Origin of the sequence: Sphingomonas sp. S-NIH.Pt3_0716, from assembly GCF_003950715.1 — a bacterium.
Lineage (GTDB): Bacteria > Pseudomonadota > Alphaproteobacteria > Sphingomonadales > Sphingomonadaceae > Sphingobium > Sphingobium yanoikuyae_A.
The window spans coordinates 1-22831 of sequence record NZ_QLJK01000029.1; the positions used below are offsets into that span (position 1 = coordinate 1).

The 22831-nt window shown below is 65.4% G+C and carries 20 protein-coding genes; 6 read left to right on the top strand and 14 right to left on the bottom strand.

The features are described 5' to 3' along the window. Positions 1–259 precede the first annotated feature (259 nt). The 6 genes from BRX37_RS20300 to BRX37_RS20325 are packed head-to-tail and all read left to right on the top strand — an operon-like array spanning position 260 to position 7978. Positions 260–526 carry a hypothetical protein gene (locus BRX37_RS20300; RefSeq protein ID WP_125989086.1) on the top strand — a complete coding sequence of 89 codons (267 nt, stop codon included), beginning with the start codon at positions 260–262 and terminating at the stop codon, positions 524–526. A 19-nt stretch (positions 527–545) separates the two neighbouring features. Continuing rightward, positions 546–2132 (top strand): hypothetical protein, encoded by a 1587-nt coding sequence (locus BRX37_RS20305; protein ID WP_125989088.1) that lies wholly within the window; start codon positions 546–548, stop codon positions 2130–2132. 1 nt (position 2133) lies between these two features. Beyond that, on the top strand, positions 2134–2955 hold the full coding sequence (locus tag BRX37_RS20310; protein WP_125989090.1) for a hypothetical protein: 822 nt from the start codon (positions 2134–2136) through the stop codon (positions 2953–2955). A gap of 28 nt (positions 2956–2983) precedes the next feature. Continuing rightward, on the top strand, positions 2984–6838 hold the full coding sequence (locus BRX37_RS20315) for a hypothetical protein (RefSeq protein ID WP_125989092.1): 3855 nt from the start codon (positions 2984–2986) through the stop codon (positions 6836–6838). Further along, entirely contained in the window at positions 6835–7413 is a 579-nt protein-coding gene (locus BRX37_RS20320; protein ID WP_125989094.1) for a hypothetical protein, read from the top strand. Before BRX37_RS20315 ends, BRX37_RS20320 begins: the two co-directional genes overlap by 4 nt. A gap of 25 nt (positions 7414–7438) precedes the next feature. Next, a complete protein-coding gene (locus BRX37_RS20325; RefSeq protein ID WP_125989096.1) occupies positions 7439–7978 on the top strand; it encodes a hypothetical protein in 540 nt (179 codons plus the stop codon). A 23-nt stretch (positions 7979–8001) separates the two neighbouring features. Here BRX37_RS20325 and BRX37_RS20330 read toward each other — a convergent pair whose 3' ends face one another. The 14 genes from BRX37_RS20330 to BRX37_RS20385 form a co-directional block, all read right to left on the bottom strand. Next, entirely contained in the window at positions 8002–8670 is a 669-nt protein-coding gene (locus BRX37_RS20330) for a response regulator transcription factor (RefSeq protein ID WP_164522497.1), read from the bottom strand. A gap of 107 nt (positions 8671–8777) precedes the next feature. Further along, entirely contained in the window at positions 8778–8948 is a 171-nt protein-coding gene (locus tag BRX37_RS26835; protein WP_164522498.1) for a hypothetical protein, read from the bottom strand. Between the two features lie 611 nt (positions 8949–9559). Next, positions 9560–10801 carry a TolC family protein gene (locus tag BRX37_RS20335; protein ID WP_125989100.1) on the bottom strand — a complete coding sequence of 414 codons (1242 nt, stop codon included), beginning with the start codon at positions 10799–10801 and terminating at the stop codon, positions 9560–9562. Further along, on the bottom strand, positions 10798–11097 hold the full coding sequence (locus BRX37_RS20340; protein ID WP_125989102.1) for a DUF3240 family protein: 300 nt from the start codon (positions 11095–11097) through the stop codon (positions 10798–10800). The genes BRX37_RS20335 and BRX37_RS20340 overlap by 4 nt, the downstream gene beginning before the upstream one ends. After that, the gene (locus tag BRX37_RS20345; RefSeq protein ID WP_125989104.1) at positions 11094–14165 is read right to left on the bottom strand and encodes an efflux RND transporter permease subunit; all 3072 of its coding nucleotides are present in this window, start codon (positions 14163–14165) and stop codon (positions 11094–11096) included. The genes BRX37_RS20340 and BRX37_RS20345 overlap by 4 nt, the downstream gene beginning before the upstream one ends. 6 nt (positions 14166–14171) lie before the next feature. After that, the gene (locus BRX37_RS20350; RefSeq protein ID WP_125989106.1) at positions 14172–15272 is read right to left on the bottom strand and encodes an efflux RND transporter periplasmic adaptor subunit; all 1101 of its coding nucleotides are present in this window, start codon (positions 15270–15272) and stop codon (positions 14172–14174) included. 55 nt (positions 15273–15327) lie between these two features. Next, the gene (locus tag BRX37_RS20355; protein ID WP_125989108.1) at positions 15328–16347 is read right to left on the bottom strand and encodes a sensor histidine kinase; all 1020 of its coding nucleotides are present in this window, start codon (positions 16345–16347) and stop codon (positions 15328–15330) included. After that, the gene (locus BRX37_RS20360; RefSeq protein ID WP_026108710.1) at positions 16344–17021 is read right to left on the bottom strand and encodes a winged helix-turn-helix domain-containing protein; all 678 of its coding nucleotides are present in this window, start codon (positions 17019–17021) and stop codon (positions 16344–16346) included. Before BRX37_RS20360 ends, BRX37_RS20355 begins: the two co-directional genes overlap by 4 nt. Before the next feature lie 18 nt (positions 17022–17039). Beyond that, entirely contained in the window at positions 17040–17207 is a 168-nt protein-coding gene (locus BRX37_RS27660; protein WP_419248230.1) for an ArdC-like ssDNA-binding domain-containing protein, read from the bottom strand. Then, positions 17153–17422: an ArdC-like ssDNA-binding domain-containing protein gene (locus BRX37_RS20365; RefSeq protein WP_412457941.1), complete on the bottom strand. Its 270-nt coding sequence runs from the start codon at positions 17420–17422 to the stop codon at positions 17153–17155. The genes BRX37_RS27660 and BRX37_RS20365 overlap by 55 nt, the downstream gene beginning before the upstream one ends. 544 nt (positions 17423–17966) lie before the next feature. Further along, positions 17967–19547, bottom strand: coding sequence for an alpha-N-arabinofuranosidase (locus tag BRX37_RS20370; RefSeq protein WP_125989110.1), 1581 nt, complete (start codon positions 19545–19547; stop codon positions 17967–17969). Between the two features lie 25 nt (positions 19548–19572). Further along, a complete protein-coding gene (locus BRX37_RS20375; RefSeq protein WP_048938501.1) occupies positions 19573–20394 on the bottom strand; it encodes an NAD(P)-dependent oxidoreductase in 822 nt (273 codons plus the stop codon). Positions 20395–20436: 42 nt separating this feature from the next. Beyond that, positions 20437–21615 carry an L-rhamnonate dehydratase gene (locus BRX37_RS20380; protein WP_017498931.1) on the bottom strand — a complete coding sequence of 393 codons (1179 nt, stop codon included), beginning with the start codon at positions 21613–21615 and terminating at the stop codon, positions 20437–20439. After that, positions 21612–22826: an MFS transporter gene (locus tag BRX37_RS20385; RefSeq protein ID WP_125989157.1), complete on the bottom strand. Its 1215-nt coding sequence runs from the start codon at positions 22824–22826 to the stop codon at positions 21612–21614. Before BRX37_RS20385 ends, BRX37_RS20380 begins: the two co-directional genes overlap by 4 nt. Positions 22827–22831 lie beyond the last annotated feature (5 nt).

The following is a 22831-nucleotide window of genomic DNA, read 5'->3' on the forward strand; positions in this document are numbered from 1 at the left end:
CCGCGGGGTGGGTCTCGTCCGGTGCGTCCTACGGACGCCGTCACGCGCGTGCCGCAGACCCCCCTGTCGCGTAATCGGCCCCGCCGGCGGGTTCCCCCCCGTCCCGCTCGGCGGCCGCCCCCCCGGCGGCTAAGTGCTGCCCCCCTTCCGGCCGGGCCCCCCCGCCGCCCGCCGGGGGTGGAACGCCGGCCTCGTCCGCGGCCGTACCCCGCTCGGCTGCCCCGGCGCGCCGAGCGTCAGCCGCGCGCCGGAGCTGTTCGTGGAGATCCCCGCCCCCCCCGCCGAAACCCGCCGCTACCGCATGGTGATCGAGGCGATGCTTGGCCGCCTCGTCCCCGCCGGCGTCCGCCTTCGGACCCGCTGGACCGCGCTGGCGGCGGCGACGGGCGCAGATGTCCTTACCGTCCTCGACGATGGCCGCCCCATCATCCTCGGCGATGCCCGTCCGCTCGGGATCGCGCCGCTCGGCGGCGACGACAGCCTGATCGGCGGCGCCGGCTCGTCCATCCCGGTGACATTGCCATGATCCAGCAGGAGACATCATCATGAGCTGCGACCCGCCAGCCCCAAAGGCCGCGACCACCTGCGGCCCGTGCAGCGCGTCCGAGCGCAACCGTTACTTTCCCGGCCGACGCCTGACCGTCGCCGACTATCAGCTCGAACAGCGCCATCTGATCGAACGGCGACGCCTCATCAACCGCGCCATGCTCGGCTGGGGCGTTGTCGAGGGGATGGCGGTCGAAACCATCACGCAGGACGCCGAGAAGAACCGCGGCGTCGTCGTCGGCCCCGGCTTCGCGCTCGACCCGCGCGGCCGCGAACTGGTCGCCTGCGACGCGGTGGAGCTTCGTTCGGCCTGCGACATCCTCTGGCTCGAACGCAGCAAGGGCTGCCCGGAGCCTGCCGAACCGCCGCAGCAGGAGGAAGGCGACGCCGCGCCGCGCCATTATCTCGTCAGCGCCCATTACGCCGAGCGGCCGGTGGACTCGGTCAGCATCGGCGACGACTGCACGCCCGCCCGCTGCGAAGCGACGCACATCTGCGAGACGGTGGTCTATTCGCTCATCCGCATTGATGCCTGCCCGTCCGGCCTCGCCCCCTGCCCCGACCCGTTCTGGCCGCGCGGCGACTGTCCCGCCGTCGACGAACGCTGGTGGAGCTTGCCGGAGCCGGACCCCGGCGCTGATCCCGCCATCGCCCGGATCAGCGACCGCGGCACGCATCGCCAGCTCGCGAAATGGAGCCTCGACCGGCTCGACAAGGGGCTGTGCCGCATCGACTGCCTGGACCGCCTCGGTCCGCTCCTCGTCGCGCTCGACGACGGCGTGCCGCTCGCCTGCGTCACCGTCGGCTTTGATTGCGGCAAGCCCTATGTCATGAGCGTGGACGACAACTGGTATCCGCGCCGCCTCGCCAGCCCCAACCCGACCCTGTTCGACCTGATCCGCGGCTGCGACCTCACCCGCATCAAGGATGTCGGCTGGGCCGAATGGTTGCCGCACGACAGACGCGTCGTGCCGTTCAACGCCTTCGCGAAGAAGTTCTCGGCCCCGCCTCCGGTCAGCAACCCCAAGGCCAAGCGCTACAAAGGCGAGCCGGTCGCGACCGACTTCTGGCTCTGCTTCACCGGGCCGGTGCAGACCGCCTCGCTAACGGCGGACATTTTCGCCATCACCCTCATCCAGCGCGACGAGAATGAGGATGTGGGCGAGGTGCGCCGGATGCCGGTACGCGCCATCGACGTCGCGCCGCAGACCGCGGGCGATCCCGACGGCACCACCCGCGCCTGCCGTCCCCGGGTCAGCTTCCGCTTCTGGAACGGCGAGATCAATCCCGACAACAGCTCCGGCTTCGAGCAGGAGACGCTGGTCGAGATCGAGGTGCGCACCGCCTTCATCATCGACGCGCTCGGCCAGAAGGTCGCGGGCGGCGGCCGCTACGTCCCCAGCGACGACTGCGCGCCCGGCGGCCGTTTCCTCAGCAGCTTCGTCGTCGAACCGTCGCCGGAGGAGCCTGACGGCGGAGAGGCCGATGGCGGAGACAGGGACAATGTGCCGGCAGGTCCGCCGGACGTGAAGAAGCAGGACGACCCATCGCAGCGAGCGGCCAGGCCGCCAGCGCAGGAGGCTTGAAATGACCCATGACTGCAACTGCCACGGCGGCGGCGACCACCGGCTGGCGACCATCGTTCCCGGCAGCCTCGAACGCCCGCTCTACGCGCCCGGCCTCATACTGCAGGACAGCGACCTGACGGCCGCGGTGGACTATACCCGCGAGTTGAACCGGCTGCTGTTCCGCACGCTGTTCGGCTGCGGCGTGCTGTGCGGCCTCACCGTTTCCGTCAAGGAGAATTGCGGCCTCATCGTCACCGTCGCCCCCGGCCTTGCGCTGGATGGCTGCGGCGACCCGCTCCACCTGCCCGGCTCGGCCGTGATCAAGCTGGAGGAACGCGACGGCGTCCTCTCGCCGGCCGGAACCAATGGCGCGCCGCGCTTCACCCAATTCTGGGTACTGGCCTGCGCGAAGGACGGCAAGTCCCGCCCGCGCCCCACCGTCTGCGACGACTCCCTCGACGACCGCACGCAGGCGACGCGGGCGCGCCTCAACACCGAAATCTCAGTGACCTTCGATCCGCCGACCTGCGCCTGCGGCTGCATGGATTTCAGCAATCAGCATGGCGATGAGGAAGGCGGGAGCGAAGGGGAGATCGGCAGCGGCGATATCGAAGTCGACAACTTGCCCGACCGCGTGACGGACTGTTACGACAAGCACAATTATGATCCCGCCTGTCCCGAGGATTGCGGCTGCGGTTCCGCCTGTTCCTGTGGCTGCTGCGTCCTGCTCGCCGAGGTGCGCTGGGTGGAGAATGACGGGCGGAATGGCTGGCAGGTGCGCCACAAGGGCGTGCGCCGCTTCGTCCGCCCGGCGCTGATCCCCGACCCCATCTCGTCCTGACGTCCACGGGCGACAGGGGAGACGCGGCGTGGAGCCAGTCCGCAAGCCCGCCAAGACGCTGCCTCCGCCGACGCCGGCGAAGGCGCCGCCAAAGGCCGCGCAGGTTCCGCTGTCACAGGCGGCTCTGTTGCAAAGCCGGATCGGCGCGGCGGGCGTCGGCAAGCTGATCGCAGCGCGCTCGGGCGGCGGCAAGGCGCCGGCCGCCACGCCCGGCGCCCCCTCTCGCCACGCATCCAATGATCAAGCTCCGCAACCCAAGGGGCCGCATGCCGCAAAGGCGAAGAAGGACGCCGACGGCCCCCCCGGCAAGGCGCGGGAGGCCGTCCCCGAGGGCGAAGCGCCTATGGCAGCCGGCGGGGAAGGCAAGGATGCGAGCGGCGTCAAACTCCACATGCCGGAGCCGCCGACCAAGCCGTCCAAGGCCACCATGGACCGGATCGCGGGGGTGCAGAAGCGCGCGGGCGGCGCCGCCACCGCGCAAGGGGCGCTCCCCACCGCCGACAAACAGGTGGCCGACGCGCAGAAGGCGGTGACCGAACCGGACGCGCAGCGCATCGCCGAAGCCCGCGCGCAGCTCATTGCGGAGATGCACGCCGCGCCCAGTCCGGAAATCGAGAAGCTCTGCACCGACATCGCGGACGCCATCCGCCGCCGCCGCCCGCCCGACGAGGACGCGCTGGACAAGGCCGAACCCGCCAAGGAGGCGATGGAAGCAGGCGCGACGCTCAACTCCACGGTCGAGACGCAAAGCAAGAAGGTCACCGACAATTATGGGCCGCTGGACAAGCCGCCCGAGCCGGTGCCCGGCGCGCCCGCGCCGCCCCTCGCCCCACAGCCCGCCGCCGCCCCCGCAGCCGCGCCCGGCGCAAAAGCAGCCGTTCCCGATGCAGTGGGCGCCGACAAGCTTTCGCTTGACAAGGACGCAGAGGAAGCGCGCAAAAAGGTCGACGACACCGGTATGAACAAGCCGGCGGCCGCGCTCGTCCAGTCCGGCCCGGTCGCAGAGGCGCGCGAGGCGCAGGGCGAGCTGGACCAGACAGCGAAGGAAGATCCCGCCAAGATCGTCGCGCAGCAGAAGGAAGCGCTCGCCAAGGCCAATGAGGATATGGGCGCGCTTCAGGTGCGGGCGCTGGCCGCCCTCACCGCGCATCGCGCCGGCACGGTCGGCAAGACGACGCAACGCCAGACCGCGATGGTCGGCACCGAGGCGCAGATGCGCGAACAGGCGGGGACGCAGGCCCGCGCCGCCTTCACCAGCGCCAAGGAGGATGTGCAGGGCCTTCTCAAAGACCTTGTTCCCAACGCCATGAACAAGTGGGAGGCGGCGAAGACCGACCTCACCACTACTTTCAAAGCGGACCTCAAGGGCGTCGCCGATCAGGTCAAGAAGCGCCATGAAAGCACGCTCGCCGCGATCGCGGACTATTTCACCGGCCTGCCCGACTGGGCGACCGAGGGCTATGACCGGGCGGAGAAGAACTTCGCCGACGGCGTCATCAAGAAACTGCGCGAAATCTCGACCGAAGTCGACGCGATCATCAAGGCGTGCGAGGCGCGCATCAAGCAGGCGCGCGACGAGATCGCGGTCATCTTCAACGCCCTGCCCGCCTCGCTCAAGGAGTGGGCGACCAAGGAACAGGCCGGCTTCGACACCCAGCTCGACAAGCTGGGGCAGGAAGTCCACCAGACCCGCGACGCATTCAACAAGGATCTGGGCCAGCGCGCGGCGCAGGCAGTGGACGAGGTGCGCGCCGAGATCGCTGAACTGCGCAAGAAGGCGGGCGGCCTCGTCGGGCGCATCGTGGACGCCGTCAAACGCTTCGTCGACGATCCCGTCAAGTTCATCATCGAGGGGCTGCTGGAACTGCTCGGCATTTCCCCGCCCGCCTTCTGGGCGGTGGTCGCGAAGATCAAGAAGGTGGTGCGCGACATCATCGACGACCCGGTGAACTTCGCCAACAACCTCCTGAAGGGCATCGGCCAGGGCTTCAGCCAGTTCTTCGACAATTTCCCCACCCACATGATCAAGGGCTTCCTCGGCTGGCTGCTGGGCGACCTCAAGGACGTGCAGGTTCCCAAGGACTTCTCGCTCAAGAGCGTCATCACCTTCTTCCTCCAGATCATGGGCATCACCTGGCCCAATATCCGCAAGATCATCGTCAAGAAGATCGGCGAGAAGAATGTCGCGCTGATCGAGCAGGTCTGGTCGCTCGTCTCAATGCTCATCGACAAGGGGCCGGAAGGCATTTTCGAGATGATCCGGGAGAAACTCGACCCGCAGTCGATCCTCGACCAGGTGATCCAGATGGCGGTCGACTATATGGTGACGGCCATCGTGAAGGCGGTGGCCGCGCGCCTGATCCTGCTGTTCAACCCGGCGGGCGCGATCCTTCAGGCGATCGAAGCGATCTACAAGGTGCTGAAATGGGTTTTCGAGAACGCCGCGCGCATCTTCACGCTTATCGAGACGATCGTGAACGGTCTGGCGGACATCATCGCGGGCAATGTCGCGGGCTTCGCCAATGCCGTGGAGAAGGGACTGGCGATGCTGATCGCGCCGGTGTTGGGCTTCATCGCGGACTATCTCGGGTTTGGCGACCTGCCCAAGGCGGTCGCCAAGCAGATCAAGAGCTTCCAGAAATGGATACTCGGCATCATCGAGAAGGCGTTCGACTGGCTGATCGAGAAGGGCAAGGCGCTGCTGGCGGCCCTCGGGATCGGGGGGAAGAAGGACAAGGATAAGAAGGACGACGACAAAAAAGACTTTGACGGCAAGATTGGCGCGGTCGCCCACTGGGCCGGCCCGCACGAAAGCCACGAAATGTGGATAGCCGAGACAACTGGCGGCGTCGAAGTGATGATGGCGAGCGGACAAAAGGGGCCGGTGCGCGCGAAGCTCACAAAATATGAGAACAAGGCGATCAACCTCTCGAAGGGGCCGGGATCGAAGGAGGATATCGAAGACCGCCAGAAGCGGGCGTCCGATGCGATCAAAAGCGCGCGCCAGAAGCTCGACGCGACCGAACAGGCCGCCAAGGCCACCAAGGCGGCGATCGCGAAGAACGACGCCAAGCCCGACGATGTGAAGGCCAAGGACCAGCAGACCGAGGACTGGCAGGAGAAGCTCTGGCCGGAACTCCAGATCATCGAGATCGCGATTGACGATATCCCAATGCCCAAAACCAAGATTCATGGCGGATCAGGGCAGGCCACCATCGTCACGGCGCGACCGCTCAGCAAAGACGGCAGCAGCGGCAGCAAACCGAGAGGCAAGCTACGTGGCTGGCCGCTCGTTGCGGGGAGAAACCCGCAATGGGTCGCCGCGCACCTCCTATCTGAAAAGCTGCACGGCCCGGGCGACCCATGGAACACCACACCCATGCGCACCGGGGACAATACACGGATGGAGATCGCCGTCGAAGACGACGCGAAAACGGCGGTCGCCCGGGGCGAGGTGCTCTATTACACCGCGTCAGTCACCTATCATGATGATAGCGAAGACCCCCGAATGAACGACTTTCCCGCGTCCATTTCAGTTCAATGGGGAGCCATGCGCTTCAGAGACAAGGCGTGGGCCGATGAAAAGGAGTACAAGCCCTATTACGCCAACCTGAAAAAACCTGATCTGGAGGACGGCGCCCGGCCAGACATCAACGAACTCCGCCGCACCGCACTGTATAAGCGCAACGTGCCAATCCGGTTCGCAATGGCGATGGACGAGGAACGCGACCTACGCGGAGCCTTCACCGACCCCGGAACGTTCACCGCAAGGATGACCGCATTCTACAAAACGAAGGGCGGCAATCCGGATGACAAGCTGAGCGAAGGAGTCGCCGCCGTTCTGCTGCTGATCACGGAGAAAAAGGCGAAGTGGCCAAAATGACGAAAGCTGCTGACAAACGCCTGCATGAGGCGTTGACCGACATCCGGACGATGGCCGAAGAAATGGCGCAGCGTTCCTCCTTCCATGTCACATTCGAGGACTTCCGCGTGATGCCATCGGATGAGATACGCGACTGGCAGGACATCGTTCGGGAGGAAACTGACGACAGCGGCTACATGTTGCCGGCCGATCTGATCGAACTCTATACGGCCACAGGCGGGTTCGACTTTCGTTGGAGTTGCGACGCGGGCGTTGTCGAGGGCGTGATCGCCCTCGCCTCCTTGCCGGAACTATTCCAGCGCGACGACGAACAGGACAGGAGCATGGGCCAGTGCCTGACCGAATGGCGCCGCTTGGACAGCGTCACGCCCGACAGCTACACCGCGATCCGACTGGATGACGGTGTAGCTGGCCTGAAATGCGTGCATTTCAAGAATCGCCAGCCGATCCGGATGAACCTCACGCCCCGTGACTATGTCATCGCAGCCGCCGATCATTTGGGCGTCATTGGCTGGCAGATTAGCGACACCGACAAACAGGAACAGATCGTCCGTAACCTCGCGGCGCGAGAGTGAAGGGAGATGCGCTGTGGCAGGAGAGATGAACGACATTCTCTGGCGCAACGAGGAGGACCAGCGTCACTTCATCATCCCCACCGATGCGCCCTTGCGTAATGGATGCTACCGCATCACGCGCTTTGACGGAGGCGAGGCGCACTGCAGCGAATCGTGCCTCGCCAGCTTCGAAGTCACCGAAGCCCAGGCCCATGAATGGGCGAAACAGGAATTCGGGGCCGCGCTCTCCGACATCCGCCAGCGCATCGACCGCAAGATCGGCCGCACTCGCGCCGCGCTCAAGGCGGCCCGCGATACGCCGATCGCCCCGGACAGTGCCGTCACGGCCGACGCCCTGCCGGCACTTCTGGCCCTCGCCAAAGCGCTGCCCGGCGCAATTCTCGGCTCGCTGTCCGGCGACCCGGAGAAGCTCCGGACCGCGCAAAGCAATCTGTCTGACGTTCAGAAGCGGCTGAACGCCGCTGGGGTCGACGTGGAAGACAAGCTCGCCGCCTTCCCCGATCGCCTGGCGGCACTGCGCGAGGATTTTCGGCGGCGGGCGAGCAAGACCGGCGAGAAAAGCTAAGTCAGTGGATTGCGAAGTCGGCCTCAGCTCGACGCACGGGTCGGCTCGGTCACCATGTCGAACATCCGCGTCCGTCGTATCAACTGCCGGCGGGTGGGCAGCTCCAGCTTGCTAAGGATAGAATGAACGTGATGCTTGACGGTGGACTCGCTCAGGTCGAGCAGCAGCGCGATCTCCTTGTTAGACAGCGCATCGGCGACATGCCTTGCGACCTCCTCCTCGCGGGTGGTCAGCGTCGCGTTCCTGCCATGGCCCGGGTCCGCGCTAGCCGATCCGGGAGCGCGAAACAGGGCGCGCATGATCGAACCGGCAATTTCCGGCGAGCAGGTCATTCGTCCTGCAATCGCATCGCGCACCGTGGCGTACAGCCGCTCGATCCCGTCCTCCCGGCGCACGTAGCAGCCAAAGCCGGCACTGCCATGCGCCACTACGGCCTGCTCCTGCTCCTCCAGGCCGAGGGCGAGCAACGCCAGATCGGGATAGCGACGATGAAAGGCGCGCACGGCGTCGAGATCCACGCCCTGTGTCAGATCCAGAATGGCAACATCGAACCGCAGGCCGCGCGCCATGAGGTCGCTCAGATCCGCAATCGTACCCGTCAGCAAGACATCGAGCGCCGAATCGCGCGTCATCAAGGAATGAGCGACGCATTCGCCAAGCAGTCGGATTTCGCTGGCAATCACCACCCGCATATACACCCCACGCATAAGCAAACTCGAACTCACCCGTCAGTGGTCGTCGCATTTGCGCAGGGCTGTATGAATTTTGCGACCGATTGCCCTCGTCGCTTGCCATGAAGCTACACCTTCAGCGCCGGTTCCGCGATATCGACCGCTCTGTTCGGGCGCGAAATCAACTCAATCCGTCGCGAGAAGCGGAAATCGGGGAAAAATTCCGGGTCAATTCGCCGACGATCGGCAAAGTCCCCGAGCGTTTTTGAACACCGGCGATCAACAAGCTCGCTCGCCATGCAGATTGGGCCGTGAGCTCATAAATGGGTTGATTGGGCGATAAGGGCTGTTGGCGCGAGTGGTTCCCATGGGAGCGATTGTCCGCCTGCTCCCGTTGGCAGCTATGGGAGTAGGGCCGTGGCGATGTGGTTCTTGCCGGTACCAGGCAGGTCGGTGAGACCCGCTCGGCATGTTCGACAAAGCCATCGAAGGCTCGTCCCAGCGCCATCAGGTTATCATGAACAGAAGGCAGCTAACAGGTGGCTCAATTCCGGCCCGCAATGTCTGGAATGTTGGCGGATGTGGCGAGCACATACATGCGATCCGAATGTCCGGTTTTCTATTTTTGCACTCAGAACCAGACCGAACAGAATGTCCCATCGTTCGCCATTATTCGCTGGTCCAAAATCTATCAGATGCAGATAAAAGTAACCCCACCGGAAAGATCTCCACGGCGGGACCAGAATTCAGGGAGGGCCGCTCCACAGGGGAGGAGCGGCGGGCCGGCTACGGTGCACCGCGATGACGTTATGATGACGATGCCCTCTGCCATTTGCCGAAATCCTAGACCGTCCAGAACATGGGATTGCGCAGCCAGTCGTCGATGGCAGATTCGCGCCCATTGTAGACTTTAATCCTCATGCCCTTCCTGCGAGGTCCAGACCTCGTGCGCGTCGATCTGGATGCGCAGGATGGCGCGCAGCAGGGTGGCGCGGGCGTCAATTTCCTGGCGGCGCGTCTCGTTCGCCTGGCGGCGGGCGAGCAGCGTATCGGCGAGGTCGATCTGGCCCAGCTCATAGCCTCTCTTCGTCCGGGTCGCGGCGGCGGCGGCGCTGGCGGCAGCGCTTTCCATGCTGCGCCAGACCGCTTCGCGGGCGCGGACATTGCTGAGGTCGGCGGCGGCGGTCGCCTCTATCTCGCGCCGCACGCGGGCGAGTTCCAGCTCGGCCGCGCTGGCGTCTGCGGTTGCCTGGTCATGCGCGGCGCGGCGATAGCCACCGCCCAGCGGAATCGAGCCGACCAGACCGACGCCCTTTTCCAGCCCGCCCCGTTCGCTGAAGACGCGCACGCCGAATGACGGATCGGCGATGCGATCGGCCGAGGCGCGGCGGGCGACCATGGCCAGCCGCTGCGCCTCCCGCTCCGACGCGCGGATTTCATGGCTGCGCTCGATCACCAGATTGCGCAGATCCTCCAGCGCCGTGGCGGGCATGGCCGGATCGGCGAGCAAGGGCGCCTCTTCAGGCAGAGCAAGGCCGGGGAAGCCGGCGGCGAGCTTCACCCGCGCCTCATCCCGCGCCGCGCGGGAGGTCGCGGCCTGCGCTTGCGCCTGAGCCAGCGCGGCTTCAGCCTGGTCCACGTCCAGTAGCGACGCGTCACGCAACTGGGCACGGCGGCGCACGGCCGCCATGTCCTGCGTCAGGCTGGCAGCGGAATCGAGGTCGGTGCGATGCTGGGCACTGGCGACCAGCCAGTCATGCCAGAGATCGGAAAAGGCGAGCGCGGTCTGATGCCGCACATCCTCCATCAGATTATGCGCCACCTCGACGCCCAGTTCGCCGGCCTTGCGGTCCAGCGACGCCTTGCCGGGCAGGCGGAACGGGCGGGTGAGGTTGACGTCATATTCGCCATAATCGCCCTCCCCCTCGGCCGAGCGACGGGAGACCGTGCCCTGGAAGGTAAACTCATGGCTGCCCCGGCGGAGCATGGCGGCGCCGGCCTCGGCCGAGCGCACGCGCGCTTGTGCCGCAGCCACGGCGGGATAGCTATCAAGCGCTTCGACCACCAAGGGTTCGGGCGGCAGGTCGGTGCGCTGGGCCCAGGCGGGCGTAGTAATGAGGGCGGTGGCCGACAGGAGAAGCGCACGGATCATGCGATACGCCCCCGTGCCGCGACCGGGCAGGCATGCCAGCGCACCGCATGGCCCCGCCGCGCATCGGTGACGGCGGCGACCAGCGGGGCGATATCATCCGCCGGCACGATCAGGTCGATCGCCGCCCGGCGCAGCGTGCCGCGCACCTGCTCGGCCGCGCGGGCATCGCCGAAATCGCGACCCAGCACCTGCTCGTCACGCAGATGGAGCGGCGCCTGGGTGTGGCCGCGCAGCGCGTCGGCCACACCGTCGCGGTCGATCGCGGCGCAATAGAAGGTCAGCAACATGTCGGTCATGATCGGGCTTCCGTGGCGCCTTCACCGAAGCGCTCGAACAAAATGGGCAGGAGGATGAGGGTGAGCAGGGTCGAACTGATCAGCCCGCCGATCACCACGATGGCGAGCGGTTTCTGGATTTCCGACCCTGGCCCGGTCGCGAACATCAGCGGGACAAGGCCGAAGGCGGTGATGCTGGCGGTCATCAGCACCGGGCGCAGCCGGCGTTCGGCGCCCAGTCGCACGGCCTGGGCCATGCTCTGCCCCTCCTCGCGCAATTGGCGGAAATAGGCGACGAGGACGAGGCCGTTCAGCACCGCGATGCCGAGCAGGGCGATGAAACCGACCGAGGCAGGCACGGAGAGATATTGGCCCGATACCCAGAGCGAGATGATGCCGCCGACCATGGCGAAGGGAATGTTGGCGAGGATCAGCAGCGACGCGCGCATCGAGCGCAGGGTCATGAGCAGCACCAGCAGGATCAGCAGCAGCGCGGCCGGGATGACCAGCATCAGCCGGGCGGAAGCGCGCTGCTGATTTTCGAACTGGCCGCCCCAGACCATGCGATAGCCGGCCGGCATCTTGATTTCGCGATCGACGGTGGCGCGCGCCTCATCGACATAGCCGACCAGATCGCGGCCCGAGACGAACGCCTGGACCAGCGCGTAGCGCGAGCCATTTTCATGGTCGAGCTTGACCGGCCCCTCGGTGCGCTCGACCCGCGCCATGTCGCTGACCCGCGCGACGGTGCCGTCCGGCGTGCGCAGCGGCAGGTCGGCAAAGCGGGTCGCGTCGCTGCGGATCGTCTCGTCGCCCTTGACCAGGATCGGCACTCGCTTCTGCCCGTCGGCGACGACGCCGGCATGCACGCCCTCGATCTGGGCACGCAGCGTGTCCTGCATCTGGTCGATCGGCATGCCGAAACGGCCGGCGGCGGCGCGATCGATATCGAGCTGGAGATAGTCGACATGATCGTTAGCGACGGTCATCACCTCCGAAGCGCCGCGCGTCTTCGACAATATCTTCTGCACCTGTCCGGCAAGGTCCGACAGGGTGGCGAGGTCCGGGCCGAAAATCTTGACGGCAAGGTCGCCGCGCGATCCGGTCAGCATTTCCGAGACGCGCATCTCGATCGGCTGGGTGAAGGTCGGCTCGATGCCGGGTAGCTTGTCGAGCGACTTGCGGATTTCATCGACGACGAACTCCTTGTCGCCGCGCCATTCTTGCTGGGGTTTCAGCACCACGAAACTGTCGGTCTCGTTCGGGCTCATCGGGTCGAGGCCGATCTCGTCCGTGCCGACGCGGGCGATGATCTGCGCGATTTCGGGCACGTCCTGCATCAGGGACCGCTGCACCGCCGTGTCGCCCAGCACCGACTGGTCGAGATTGATGGTCGGCAGCTTGGCGGTCTGGACGATCACCGAGCCTTCATCCATCGAGGGCATGAAGGTCTTGCCGACCGCGCCATAGGCCAGGCCCGCCAGCACCAGGCCGAGCGCGGCCAAGCCATAGACCAGCCGTTTGCGGCCAAAGGCACCGTCGAGCAGCGCCCGATAGCGCGGCGTCAGCTTGCGCATGATCCAGGGTTCGCCATGATGGCCGGGCTTGAGGCCGAGCGAAGCCAGCACCGGCACTAGCGTGAGTGCGATCAGCAGCGATCCCGCCAGCGCGAAGATGATGGTGAGCGCGACCGGGGCGAACAGCTTGCCCTCCAGCCCTTCGAGCGAGAGCAGGGGCAGGAAGACGAGCGCGATGATGACGATGCCGGCCGACACCGGCACCACGACTTCGCCGGTGGCGCGGTAGACATGGTGCAGCCGGGGCGGGCCGTCATCCTTCGCATGATTGAGCCGTTCGACGATATTTTCGACCACCACGACCGCGCCGTCGACCAGCATGCCGATGGCGATGGCCAAGCCGCCCAGGCTCATGAGGTTGGCCGACAGGCCCATGCCGCGCATCATCAGGAAGGTGACGAGCGCCGACATCGGCAGGGTGGCGGCCACGATCGCCGCCGCGCGCCAGTCGCCCAGGAACAGGATCAGCAGGATGACGACCAGGATGGTCGCCTCGATCAGCGCCTTTTCAACCGTGCCGACGGCGCGGCCGATCAGGTCGGAGCGATCATAGAAGACGGCGATCGTGGAGCCCTGTGGCAAGGTCTTTTCCAGTTCAGCGACGCGCGCCTTGACGCCATCGACCACGGCGCGGGCATCGGCACCGCGCAGCGCGATCACCAGCCCCTGCACCGCCTCGCCCTTGCCATTGGCGGTGACCGCGCCATAGCGGGTCAGGCTGCCGGTGCCGACGGTGGCGACGTCGCCCATGCGGACAATGCGGCCATTGCGCGTGGCGATCACCATCGACTGGAGGTCCGCTTCCGACTGGATCGCGCCGACCGCCCGGACGATCAGCGATTCCTCGCCCTGCGACAGGCGGCCGGCGCCGTCATTGCGGTTGCCGCGCTCGATTGCTTCCTGAAGATCGGCAATGCTGAGGCCCGCGCTGGCGAGCGCGATGGGATCGGGCCGCACTTCGAAGGTGCGGACATAGCCACCCAGCGCATTGACGTCGGCGACGCCGGGCACGGTGCGCAGCGCCGGCCGGATCGTCCAGTCGAGCAGGGTGCGCTTTTCCTCCAGGCTCAAAGGCCCTTCGATCGTGAACATGAAGATGTCGGACAAGGGCGTCGAGATCGGCGCCATGCCGCCCGATACCGCCGGCGGCAGATTTCCCATCACGCCCGCCAGGCGTTCGGCGACCTGTTGGCGCGCCCAGTAGATGTCGGTGCCATCGACGAAATCGATGGTGATGTCGGCGATCGCATATTTGGCCGAGGAACGCAGGATCGCCTGCCCCGGAATGCCCAGCATCTCCATCTCGATCGGGGTGATCACGCGGCTTTCCACCTCCTCCGGCGTCATGCCGGGGGCTTTGAGAATCACCTTCACCTGGGTCTGGGCGATGTTGGGATAGGCATCGACCGGCAGGTTGACGAAAGCCCAGGCCCCCAGCCCGGCGGTCAGCAGGGCGAGCGCGATGACGATCAGGCGATAGGAGAGCGCCCAGGCAGCCAGCGATTTGAGCATCGGGCCTTACTCGCCCATCGCCAGCGGCTTGAGCGCGCTGGTGCCGGCCACGACCACCTGTTCGCCCGGTTCCACGCCGGAGAGGATCAGGACATGATCGCCATCCTTGCCGCCGGCCTTGACTTGGCGCGCGACGACACCGGTGCGGGTGCGCACGAACAGCGTGTCGCCGCCGGGCAGCGTCGTGACGGCGGCGGCGGGCACCATGGAGGCACCGGCCGGCGCCGGGCCGAAGATCGACAGGCTGGTGGCGCGGCCGGCCATGGCACCGGGGCCGGCCGGCAATTTGGCCTTCAACGTCACCGACCGGGTCGCCGGATCGATGGTCGATCCGACCGCCGTCACCGTGCCGCGCAGATCATCGCCCAGCGCCACGGTCATGCCGGGCTTCACCTGCCCCGCCAGCCGCTCGGGCAATTGCGCCTGCGCCTCATATTGGCCGGCCGCATCGATCACATAGGGCGCGGTGGTGCCATCGACGACGCTGCCGGCATGGATCGCGGCGCTGGTCACGCGCCCGGCGATCGGCGCGGTCAGCGTGTAGGTGCCGCTGGCGCCCGATCCATTCACCATCGTCAGGATGCGGCTCTTTTCCGACACGTCGGCGCGGGCCTCACCCAGCACGGCGCGGGCCTCGTCCGCGCGGGCGCCGGCGATGATGCCTTCGCGTTCCAGTTGCGACAGGCGGCTGGCGCTCGACTGCGCCACGCCCAGCCGTGCGCTCGCCCGATTGAGGTCCGCGCCCATGGACAGGACATCACGGCTGGAGACGATCGCCAGCGGCTGGCCGTGCCGCACTTCCTCGCCCTCGACCACCAGAATGCGGGTGACGATGCCGGGGAAGGTGGCGGCGACAGCGACACGGGCGTTGGGCGGCGGCGCGATCAGCGCGGGCACGACCGCAATCGGCGCCTCGATGGCCGCGACGGCCGCGCCGAATTTCAGCCCCAGCCGGGCGATATTGTCCGCCGTCAGCGGGATCGATCCGTCCGCCGGTTGCGCCGCAGCACTGTCATTGGCGGGCGCGGCCTGCTCCCCCGAACAGGCGGCAAGCGACAGGAGAGCGAGGGCACCGGGCAGGCGCACGAATCGGAATAGCGGGACCATGGCCCTGCCCTATGGGATCAAACTGACGAGACCCTGACGAGGGGTTTTCGGACGATCAACGCGGTGGCGTGAAATCCAGCACCAGTTCCTGTGCACCGGCCACGCTGGAGAGGGTCCCGCCATGCGCGGCCATGATGCGGGCGACGATCGCCAGCCCCAGCCCGGCGCCTTCGCTACTGGCATGATCCGCGCGGCGATGGCGCTGGACCAGTTCGGCCAGCCGCTCGGGCGTCAACCCAGCACCGCCATCCTTCACTCGCAGCCGGGGACCAGGACCGGCGATCACGGTGACGGCGCCACCCGCCGGCGTCACCCGCAGCGCATTTTCGACGAGGTTGCGTAGCGCCGCCGCGACCGTCTCGCGCTGCCCCATGATCGGCGCGACATCGCCGACGCGGGTCAGCGACAGGCTCTTGTCGGCCGCTATCGCGCCGGGCGCCATCAGGCTGACGATGTCGGCACTCACATCCTCCAGCCGGACGCTGTCGCGGATCGACTGGGCCACGCTCTGCGCCTCGACCCGCGCGAGCAGCATCAGTTGGTCGATCAGCCGGCGCATCGCGATCACCTCGGCGCGCAGACGCGGCGCGTCGGGATGGTCGAGCCCGTCCAGTTCGAGCGCCAGCACGGCGAGCGGCGTGCGCAGTTCATGCGCGACGTCAGCGGCGAACGCCTCATGATCGCGCGCCGCCTGGTCAAGTTGGCCAAGCAGGCGATTGACCGCCTGGGCGAAGGGCACGGCCTCGGTCGGGAAGGCGGCATGATCGATCAACACGCCGCGCTGATGACGTTCGGCCACCTGCAACTGGGCGACCGCCTCCCCCAGCGGCGCCAGCGCCTTTCGGATCACGATCAGGCTGGCCATGCCCATCGGAATGATCAGCACCAGGATCGGCAGGATCACATGCTCGAACAATTCGCGAAAGGCATGGCGGGCGGCCGCCGGGTCGCCCAGCGCAGTGAAGCTTTGCCGATGTTCGTTGATGATGAAGACCAGCAGCAGCGTGGTGCCGATGAAGCCCACGATCGACAGGCCTATGAAGAGCCGCCGGGCAATCGAGCGACGCTGGCTCATGCCGCCGGCTCCCGCAGCATATAGCCGACGCCGCGCACGGTATGGAGCATGCCGCGTGCGCCAGCCTCCTCCAGCTTGCGGCGCAGGCGCGACACCGTGGCCTCGACCGCATTGGGGGTAACCGGCTCAGCAAAGGAATAGAGCGCGCTTTCGATGCTTTCGCGCCGGACCACAGCGCCGGCCTGGCGCAGCAGCAGTTCCAGCAAGTCGGTCTCACGGCGGGACAGGTCGATCGCCTGCCCTGCGCACAGTGTCATGCGCCGCGCCGAATCGACCAGCAGCGGACCGAAGCGCAATTCGGTCTGGGCACGCGGCCCCGGACGGCGCATCAGCGCACGGATGCGGGCAGCGATCTCGTCCACCTCGGCGGGCTTTACCACATAATCGTCGGCGCCGGCGTCGAGGCCGGTGATCCGGTCCTCAAGGGCGTCACGCGCCGTCAGGATCAGGGCCGGCTGCATATGCCCCTGCCGCCTGATGTCGCGCAGCCAGGCAATGCCGTCGCCATCAGGCAGGCCGCGATCGACGATCAGTACATCATGAACTTCCGCTGCGACGGCCTCTGTCGCAATGATCAGCGTTTCGGCATGGTCGCAATGGAACCCCCGCCGCTCGAGGCCGGCAATCAGCAATCCGGCCAGTCGACTATTGTCCTCAATCAGCAAGAGACGCATGATGAGTCTCATCCCGTTTCATCCATGGTGGATCAACAGATTTCTCTGGAAGTCGCCAAGTTTCTTGGCCCTCGCCGCCTTCTCCTGCTCATCCTTCGGCGTGAAACGGTCGGCATAGCAGACGCTGGTCCCTACCTCGCCCTTGCGGACATTGCCGCCCAGCGCCTGCGCCTGCCGATAGGCGATCCAGCGCTGCGCGCCATAGCCCCGCTCGACAGACGGTCCAACAGGATCAGGATATTGATGCCTGAATAGCAGCGGCCCGTTGCCGCATTGCGGAGAAGCCCCGTGACAGTGAGGCTCGTGTCCCAGGGCTGCACCCATGGCAGCCGTCCCTCTTCCAGCTGTGCGATGATATGCTGCGTCACATCGTCATAGAGCGATCCATTACCCGTACCCATGTCTTTTCTCCTGCCTCTCCAGCACCGGCCGCCGGAATGGCGGGGATGGGCGGCAAGGAGCCGCACGGCAGGCCCGTGCCCATAAGGCGGGCTGCACCCGCAGGGCCGCAACGCAAGAGAAGGAGCCGGTGCAGCCGCGCTGGCAGCAGCCAGCAGCCCAAAAGGCTGCAATGCGTCAGCGACCGACCTATATGGGACGAGTTAGGCAAAGCCGTCTCGAAGGCGCCAGGGCGCCATAGGGCGTGGTCCGCCAGAGGCGGAGACGCCAAAAATAAAGATCCCATCGACAGAAAAATATGACAGACTTCAAATATTTTTACGCACCTCATGAGCATTACAGAAAGATAAATTCAGAACTTTAAAACATTTTAATTTTATGACTGTCAGAGATTTACGTATAAATTGTCGTGACTGCAGTTGAATATATCTGAAATATTATATTTGATTTTAACCGATTTTTTCTCGGCTATTAATTCCACCACTCCACCAATACAATCAGTGAATTTTTGATAAATAAGCAATAATCGCAAAGGACACGGCGACATCAATTGCGCGTGACCTGCCCCAGCGTGAGCATCACCACACTGTGCTCGGGCAATGTCACGGTCAGAGCGCCTTGCGAGAGGGTCGCGCCACTGAACGGGACAGGCCTCACCACATCGGGCGATCCGAAATCATTGTGCGACTGGACACTCGGCGCGGTCAGGATACGCCCCTCGACCATAGAGGCGGTTACCCCCTCCAGTTTCGCGGTCACTGTCATCGGTCGATTGGGGTCGGTGTTGGTAAGGGCGATATGCACAATGCCTGCGCTGTCGCGCACCGCCGCTGCGCTGAGCGCAGGCATCGCCCATTGATCCCTGCTGTACCAGGGGGATGCCAATTCCAAGGGCAGGAAGGTCGCATCCTGGAAGGGCTTGTACATGTCGAACACATGATAGGTGGGCGTCAGCACCATCTTGTCGTCGCGGGTCAGGATCATGGCCTGGAGCACATTCACCATCTGGGCGATGTTGGTCATGCGCACCCGGTCGGCATGGCGGGCGAACAGGTTGATGTTGAGCGCGGCGATGATCGCATCGCGCATACTATTCTGCTGATAGAGGAATCCGGGATTGGTGCCGGGTTCAACATCGGTCCAGATGCCCCATTCGTCCACCGCCAGGTTGACGCGCTTTTCGGGATCATATTTGTCCATGATCGCGCCATGCTTTTCCAGCAGTTCCTCCATGACCAGGGTGCTGGCAAGCGTGCGGGCATAGTCCGTTTCGGTGAATTGGGTCGCCGATCCCTTCACCTTGCCGCGCATGGGATGGGTGTAATAATGCAGGCCGATGCCATCGATCGACTTGCCTGCAACGCGCATCATCACATCGGTCCAATCATAGTCGCGGCTGTTTGCCCCGCTGGCGATCTTGAGGATTTTCACGCCATATGGCGCCTTCACGAAAGTTGCGTAACGGCGTGTGATGTCAGCCGCATATTCGGCGCGCATGTTGCCGCCGCACCCCCATAGCTCGTTCCCGATGCCGAACATGGGAAGTTTCCAAGGCTCCTTGCGGCCGTTCTTGGCGCGCTCCTGCGCCAGCGTACCGGCCGGTGCGGTCATATATTCCACCCACTCCGCCATTTCCGCCGGCGATCCATTACCGACATTGCCCGACACATAGGCTTCCGCACCGATCAGTTCGGCGAAATCCATGAACTCGTGCGTGCCAAAGCTGTTGGGTTCAGCAACGCGGCCCCAATGGGTGTTGATCTTGACCGGACGCTTGCCGCGCGGGCCGACCCCCTCGCGCCAATGATATTCGTCGGCAAAGCAGCCTCCCGGCCAGCGGACCAGGGGCACCGACAATGCCTTGAGCGCCGCGACGACATCATTGCGATAGCCGCGCGTGTTCGGAATTTTCGATTCCGGCCCGACCCAGATACCGCCATAAATGCCATAACCCAGATGTTCGGCAAATTGGCTGAAGATCCGACGATCGACCCTCGCTCCAGGCTTGTCTGCATGCAGCGTAACGGTCGCGGCGGGCATCGCGGTTTCCTGCGCCGTCACCTGTCCACCGGACGTCAGGATCGTCGCTGCAAGCAGCGCGATGGACACCAACAAACGCTTCTTCATTACCCCTCTCCCAATCCTGCGCGTCTCACGCCTTTCTGAGCGGCTCCACGATCGCGGCGATGTCGCGGTCACCTTCGCCAACCAGATCCGCGTCGATGAAGCGCTGCCGTGCGGCCTGCGCAATGGCGGAAACAATCCCTACATCAGCCAGCGCCTGCGCCGCATAGCCCAGATCCTTTGCCATCAACGGGACCACGAAATGCGGGGCATAATCGCGATCGAGCATCCGACGGCCCACGCCCTTCACCATCGGACTGGCGGGGGCACCGTCAAAGAGGATGGACATGGCCTGCTCGATGTCCAGTCCATGTTTCTCGAACAGGGCGATGGCTTCGGCCAGGCTGGCCGCCTGCACGCCGCACAGGTAATTATTGGCAAGCTTGACCGTAGCGGCGCTGCCGACAGGTCCGAGATGGACAAGCGCCCCGCCCATGGCATCGAAGGCTGGGCGAGCGAGTTCGATCGCCTCCGCGTCACCGCCGACGAGGAAGCGGAGCGTACCCTGTGCCGCCTGATCCCGGCTGCCGGTCACCGGCGCTTCCAGGAAGCGCACGCCTCGGGCGACCGCTTGGCGGGCAAGGTCGAATACCCAGTCGCCGGTCAGGGTGCTGGATTCGATCGCGATCGCGCCGGCCTTCATGGCGGCAAGTGCGCCATCCTCGCCGGTCCAAACGGTTTTCGACACATCGTCATTGGCCAGCATGGCGATGACGATGTCGGCATGTTGCACCGCATCCGCCGGCGTCGCGGCCACGCGTCCGCCAGCCGCGCGCAACGCCTCGGCCTTGCCTGCGCTGCGGTTCCACATAGTCAGGTCGAAGCCGGCCGCCAGCAACTGGCGCGCCATGCCCCCCCCCCATGATGCCCAGCCCCAATATTGCAATCTTCATCATCCGATCACCTTGAAACGCGAGAGTGCAGCTTCGTCGATTTCGAGCCCCAGACCCGGGAGATTATCGTCGAGATCGATATGGCCATCGACCGCCTGGGGCTCGCCCTTGAAGATGTACCAGAAGAGCTCGTTGCCCACCTCCACATCGACCATCGGGAAATATTCGGCGATGGGGCTGTTGAGGCTCGCCATCACCACATGATAATTGTGCATCTGGCCGGCATGGGGGACGACGGGGATGGAATAGGCTTCTGCCAGCGCCTGTATCTTTCGCGCGGCGGTGATGCCGCCGACGCGGTTGGTGTCGAACTGGAAATAGTCGAGCGATTTCGCCTCGATCATCTGGCGGAAGCCATAGCTGGTAAATTCATGCTCGCCCGCCGCGATCGGCGTCGTGCCGAACCGGCGCAGTTCATGATAGCCGTTGATATCGTCGGGGATGATCGCCTCCTCCAGCCAGCGCAGGTTGAAGGGTTCGATGAGGCGCATCATGCGCTTCGCATAGTCGAGGCTCCAGCCCATATAGGCGTCCGCCATGATGTCGATTTCGTCACCCACCGTTTCGCGCACGGTGCGGATCAGTTCGACATTGCGTGCCATGCCCTCCGCCCCGTCGATCGGCCCCCAGCCGAAACGCAGCTTCATCGCCTTGTAGCCCTGCGCCTTGTAGGCGGCGGCTTCCTGCGCCAGTTCGTCGAGCGGGATCGAGTAGAGGCGGCTCGCATAGACCGGAATCTTTGCCTTGGTCCGGCCGCCCAGCAGGCGGAAGACGGGCTGTTTCGCCGCCTTACCCATCAGATCCCAGATCGCGATGTCGAGCGCGGAAATCGCAACCAGCGCCACGCCCTTGCGCCCGAACGCCATGGTCTTGCGATACATATGCTGCCACAGAAACTCGCTGTCCCACGGATCCTGGCCGATCAACAAGGGGGCAAGATACTGGTCGATCAGTTGCTTGGTCACGAACGGCGCGAGCGCGGCATTGCCGATCCCGACCAGCCCCTGGTCGGTGAAGATTTCGACAATCAGCCAGCCATGGAAGGTGAAGGTGCCCATGGTTTCGGGCGACAGCATTGGCGACACCATATCCATGGGATTGGTGCAGAAGTGCGGCGGCAGCGGCACGGTTTCGCCTTCCCACTGGACGACGCGGGTGCGGATTTCGGTGATTTTCAAGGGACGACCTTTCGAGTGAAGCTGAGAGGCGAAATGCGAGGAATCGAGCGGCAGATCAGCGCAAAGGCGATCAGGTGCAGGGTGGCAGCAACGGTCAGCACCGGCGCGTAGCCAAGCCCGGCGTCGAGTGCCCAGCCAGCCGCCTGACCCATGACGATGCCACCAAAGGCGCCACCAAGGCCGACCAGCCCGGCAAGACGTCCCAGGGCGCTGCGCGGCGCAAGGTCGGTCGGCAGGGTCATGACGAGGGTCGACCAGCTTTGCTGCCCGAAGAAGGCGAGGCTGAAGATGCCAATGACCGCTGCGACCGAGGCAGTCGCGGGCGCCAGCATGACCCAGGGCATGCAGGCGGCGCTCAGGCCCAGAGCGATCTTGCGGGCGGCATCGACCGAACGGCCGGCGGAAAGAAGGCGGCTGGAGAGCCAGCCACCGCACAGACTGCCGACACCCGATGCCGCATAGGGAATCCAGCCGATGGTCGCCGCCTGTTTCAGGTCGAAGCCATGCGCCTCGAACAGATATTTGGGCAGCCAGAAGAGGTAGAAATACCAGGCGCCGTCGCTCAGGAACTTGGCGCCGACAAGGCCACGCACTTCACGGCGGGCAAGGAGCATGGCCACGGTCGGCGCCAGTCCGGCGTCCTCGCCTGCGGAGACGACGTCCCCGGCGGGCGTGCGATAGGTCAGGAACCACCAGAGCGCCCAGGCGAGGCCGAACCCGCCGGTGATGAAGAAAACCCACCGCCAGCTCGCCAGATCGAACCAGTGCCCGTAGGCTAGAATGCCCGCGATCAAGGGCGGTGCGACGACGGCGCCCACTGCCGTCCCGGCATTGACGAGGCCCATGGCGGCCGCGCGGCGTTCAGGCGGAAACCATTCGGCAATGGCGCGGGTGGCGGCGGGGAAGCCCCCGCCCTCCCCTATGCCGAGCAGCAGCCGGCTGACCACCAGCGCGGCGATGCCGCCCGCCACGCCATGGCTGGCGCAGGCCAGCGACCAGAAGATCATGATCGCCAGAAAGCCGCGCCGCGTTCCCACTCGATCCAGCAGCCAGCCGCCACCCAGATACATGAGGCCGTAGGTGGCGAGGAAGGCGGAATCGAGAACGGCCTTGGTCTGGTTGCCGATGGGGATGTCGGCTTCGATATATTTGATCGCCCAGGGAAGCGTCTGGCGATCAAGGTAGGAGATGGCGATGGCGACGGTGATCATCGCCG

Bases quoted from the DNA above. Each gene is read 5' to 3' on its own strand.
- BRX37_RS20385 (WP_125989157.1), bottom strand. From the start codon at position 22,826: ATGATCACCGTCGCCATCGCCATCTCCTACCTTGATCGCCAGACGCTT.
- BRX37_RS20320 (WP_125989094.1), top strand. From the start codon at position 6,835: ATGACGAAAGCTGCTGACAAACGCCTGCATGAGGCGTTGACCGACATC.
- BRX37_RS20355 (WP_125989108.1), bottom strand. From the start codon at position 16,347: ATGAGCCAGCGTCGCTCGATTGCCCGGCGGCTCTTCATAGGCCTGTCG.
- BRX37_RS20340 (WP_125989102.1), bottom strand. From the start codon at position 11,097: ATGACCGACATGTTGCTGACCTTCTATTGCGCCGCGATCGACCGCGAC.
- BRX37_RS20305 (WP_125989088.1), top strand. From the start codon at position 546: ATGAGCTGCGACCCGCCAGCCCCAAAGGCCGCGACCACCTGCGGCCCG.
- BRX37_RS26835 (WP_164522498.1), bottom strand. From the start codon at position 8,948: ATGGCGAGCGAGCTTGTTGATCGCCGGTGTTCAAAAACGCTCGGGGAC.
- BRX37_RS20365 (WP_412457941.1), bottom strand. From the start codon at position 17,422: ATGGGTACGGGTAATGGATCGCTCTATGACGATGTGACGCAGCATATC.
- BRX37_RS20325 (WP_125989096.1), top strand. From the start codon at position 7,439: ATGAACGACATTCTCTGGCGCAACGAGGAGGACCAGCGTCACTTCATC.
- BRX37_RS20350 (WP_125989106.1), bottom strand. From the start codon at position 15,272: ATGGTCCCGCTATTCCGATTCGTGCGCCTGCCCGGTGCCCTCGCTCTC.
- BRX37_RS20335 (WP_125989100.1), bottom strand. From the start codon at position 10,801: ATGATCCGTGCGCTTCTCCTGTCGGCCACCGCCCTCATTACTACGCCC.
- BRX37_RS20330 (WP_164522497.1), bottom strand. From the start codon at position 8,670: ATGCGGGTGGTGATTGCCAGCGAAATCCGACTGCTTGGCGAATGCGTC.
- BRX37_RS20345 (WP_125989104.1), bottom strand. From the start codon at position 14,165: ATGCTCAAATCGCTGGCTGCCTGGGCGCTCTCCTATCGCCTGATCGTC.
- BRX37_RS20310 (WP_125989090.1), top strand. From the start codon at position 2,134: ATGACCCATGACTGCAACTGCCACGGCGGCGGCGACCACCGGCTGGCG.
- BRX37_RS20370 (WP_125989110.1), bottom strand. From the start codon at position 19,547: ATGAAGAAGCGTTTGTTGGTGTCCATCGCGCTGCTTGCAGCGACGATC.
- BRX37_RS20375 (WP_048938501.1), bottom strand. From the start codon at position 20,394: ATGGCGCGCCAGTTGCTGGCGGCCGGCTTCGACCTGACTATGTGGAAC.
- BRX37_RS20360 (WP_026108710.1), bottom strand. From the start codon at position 17,021: ATGCGTCTCTTGCTGATTGAGGACAATAGTCGACTGGCCGGATTGCTG.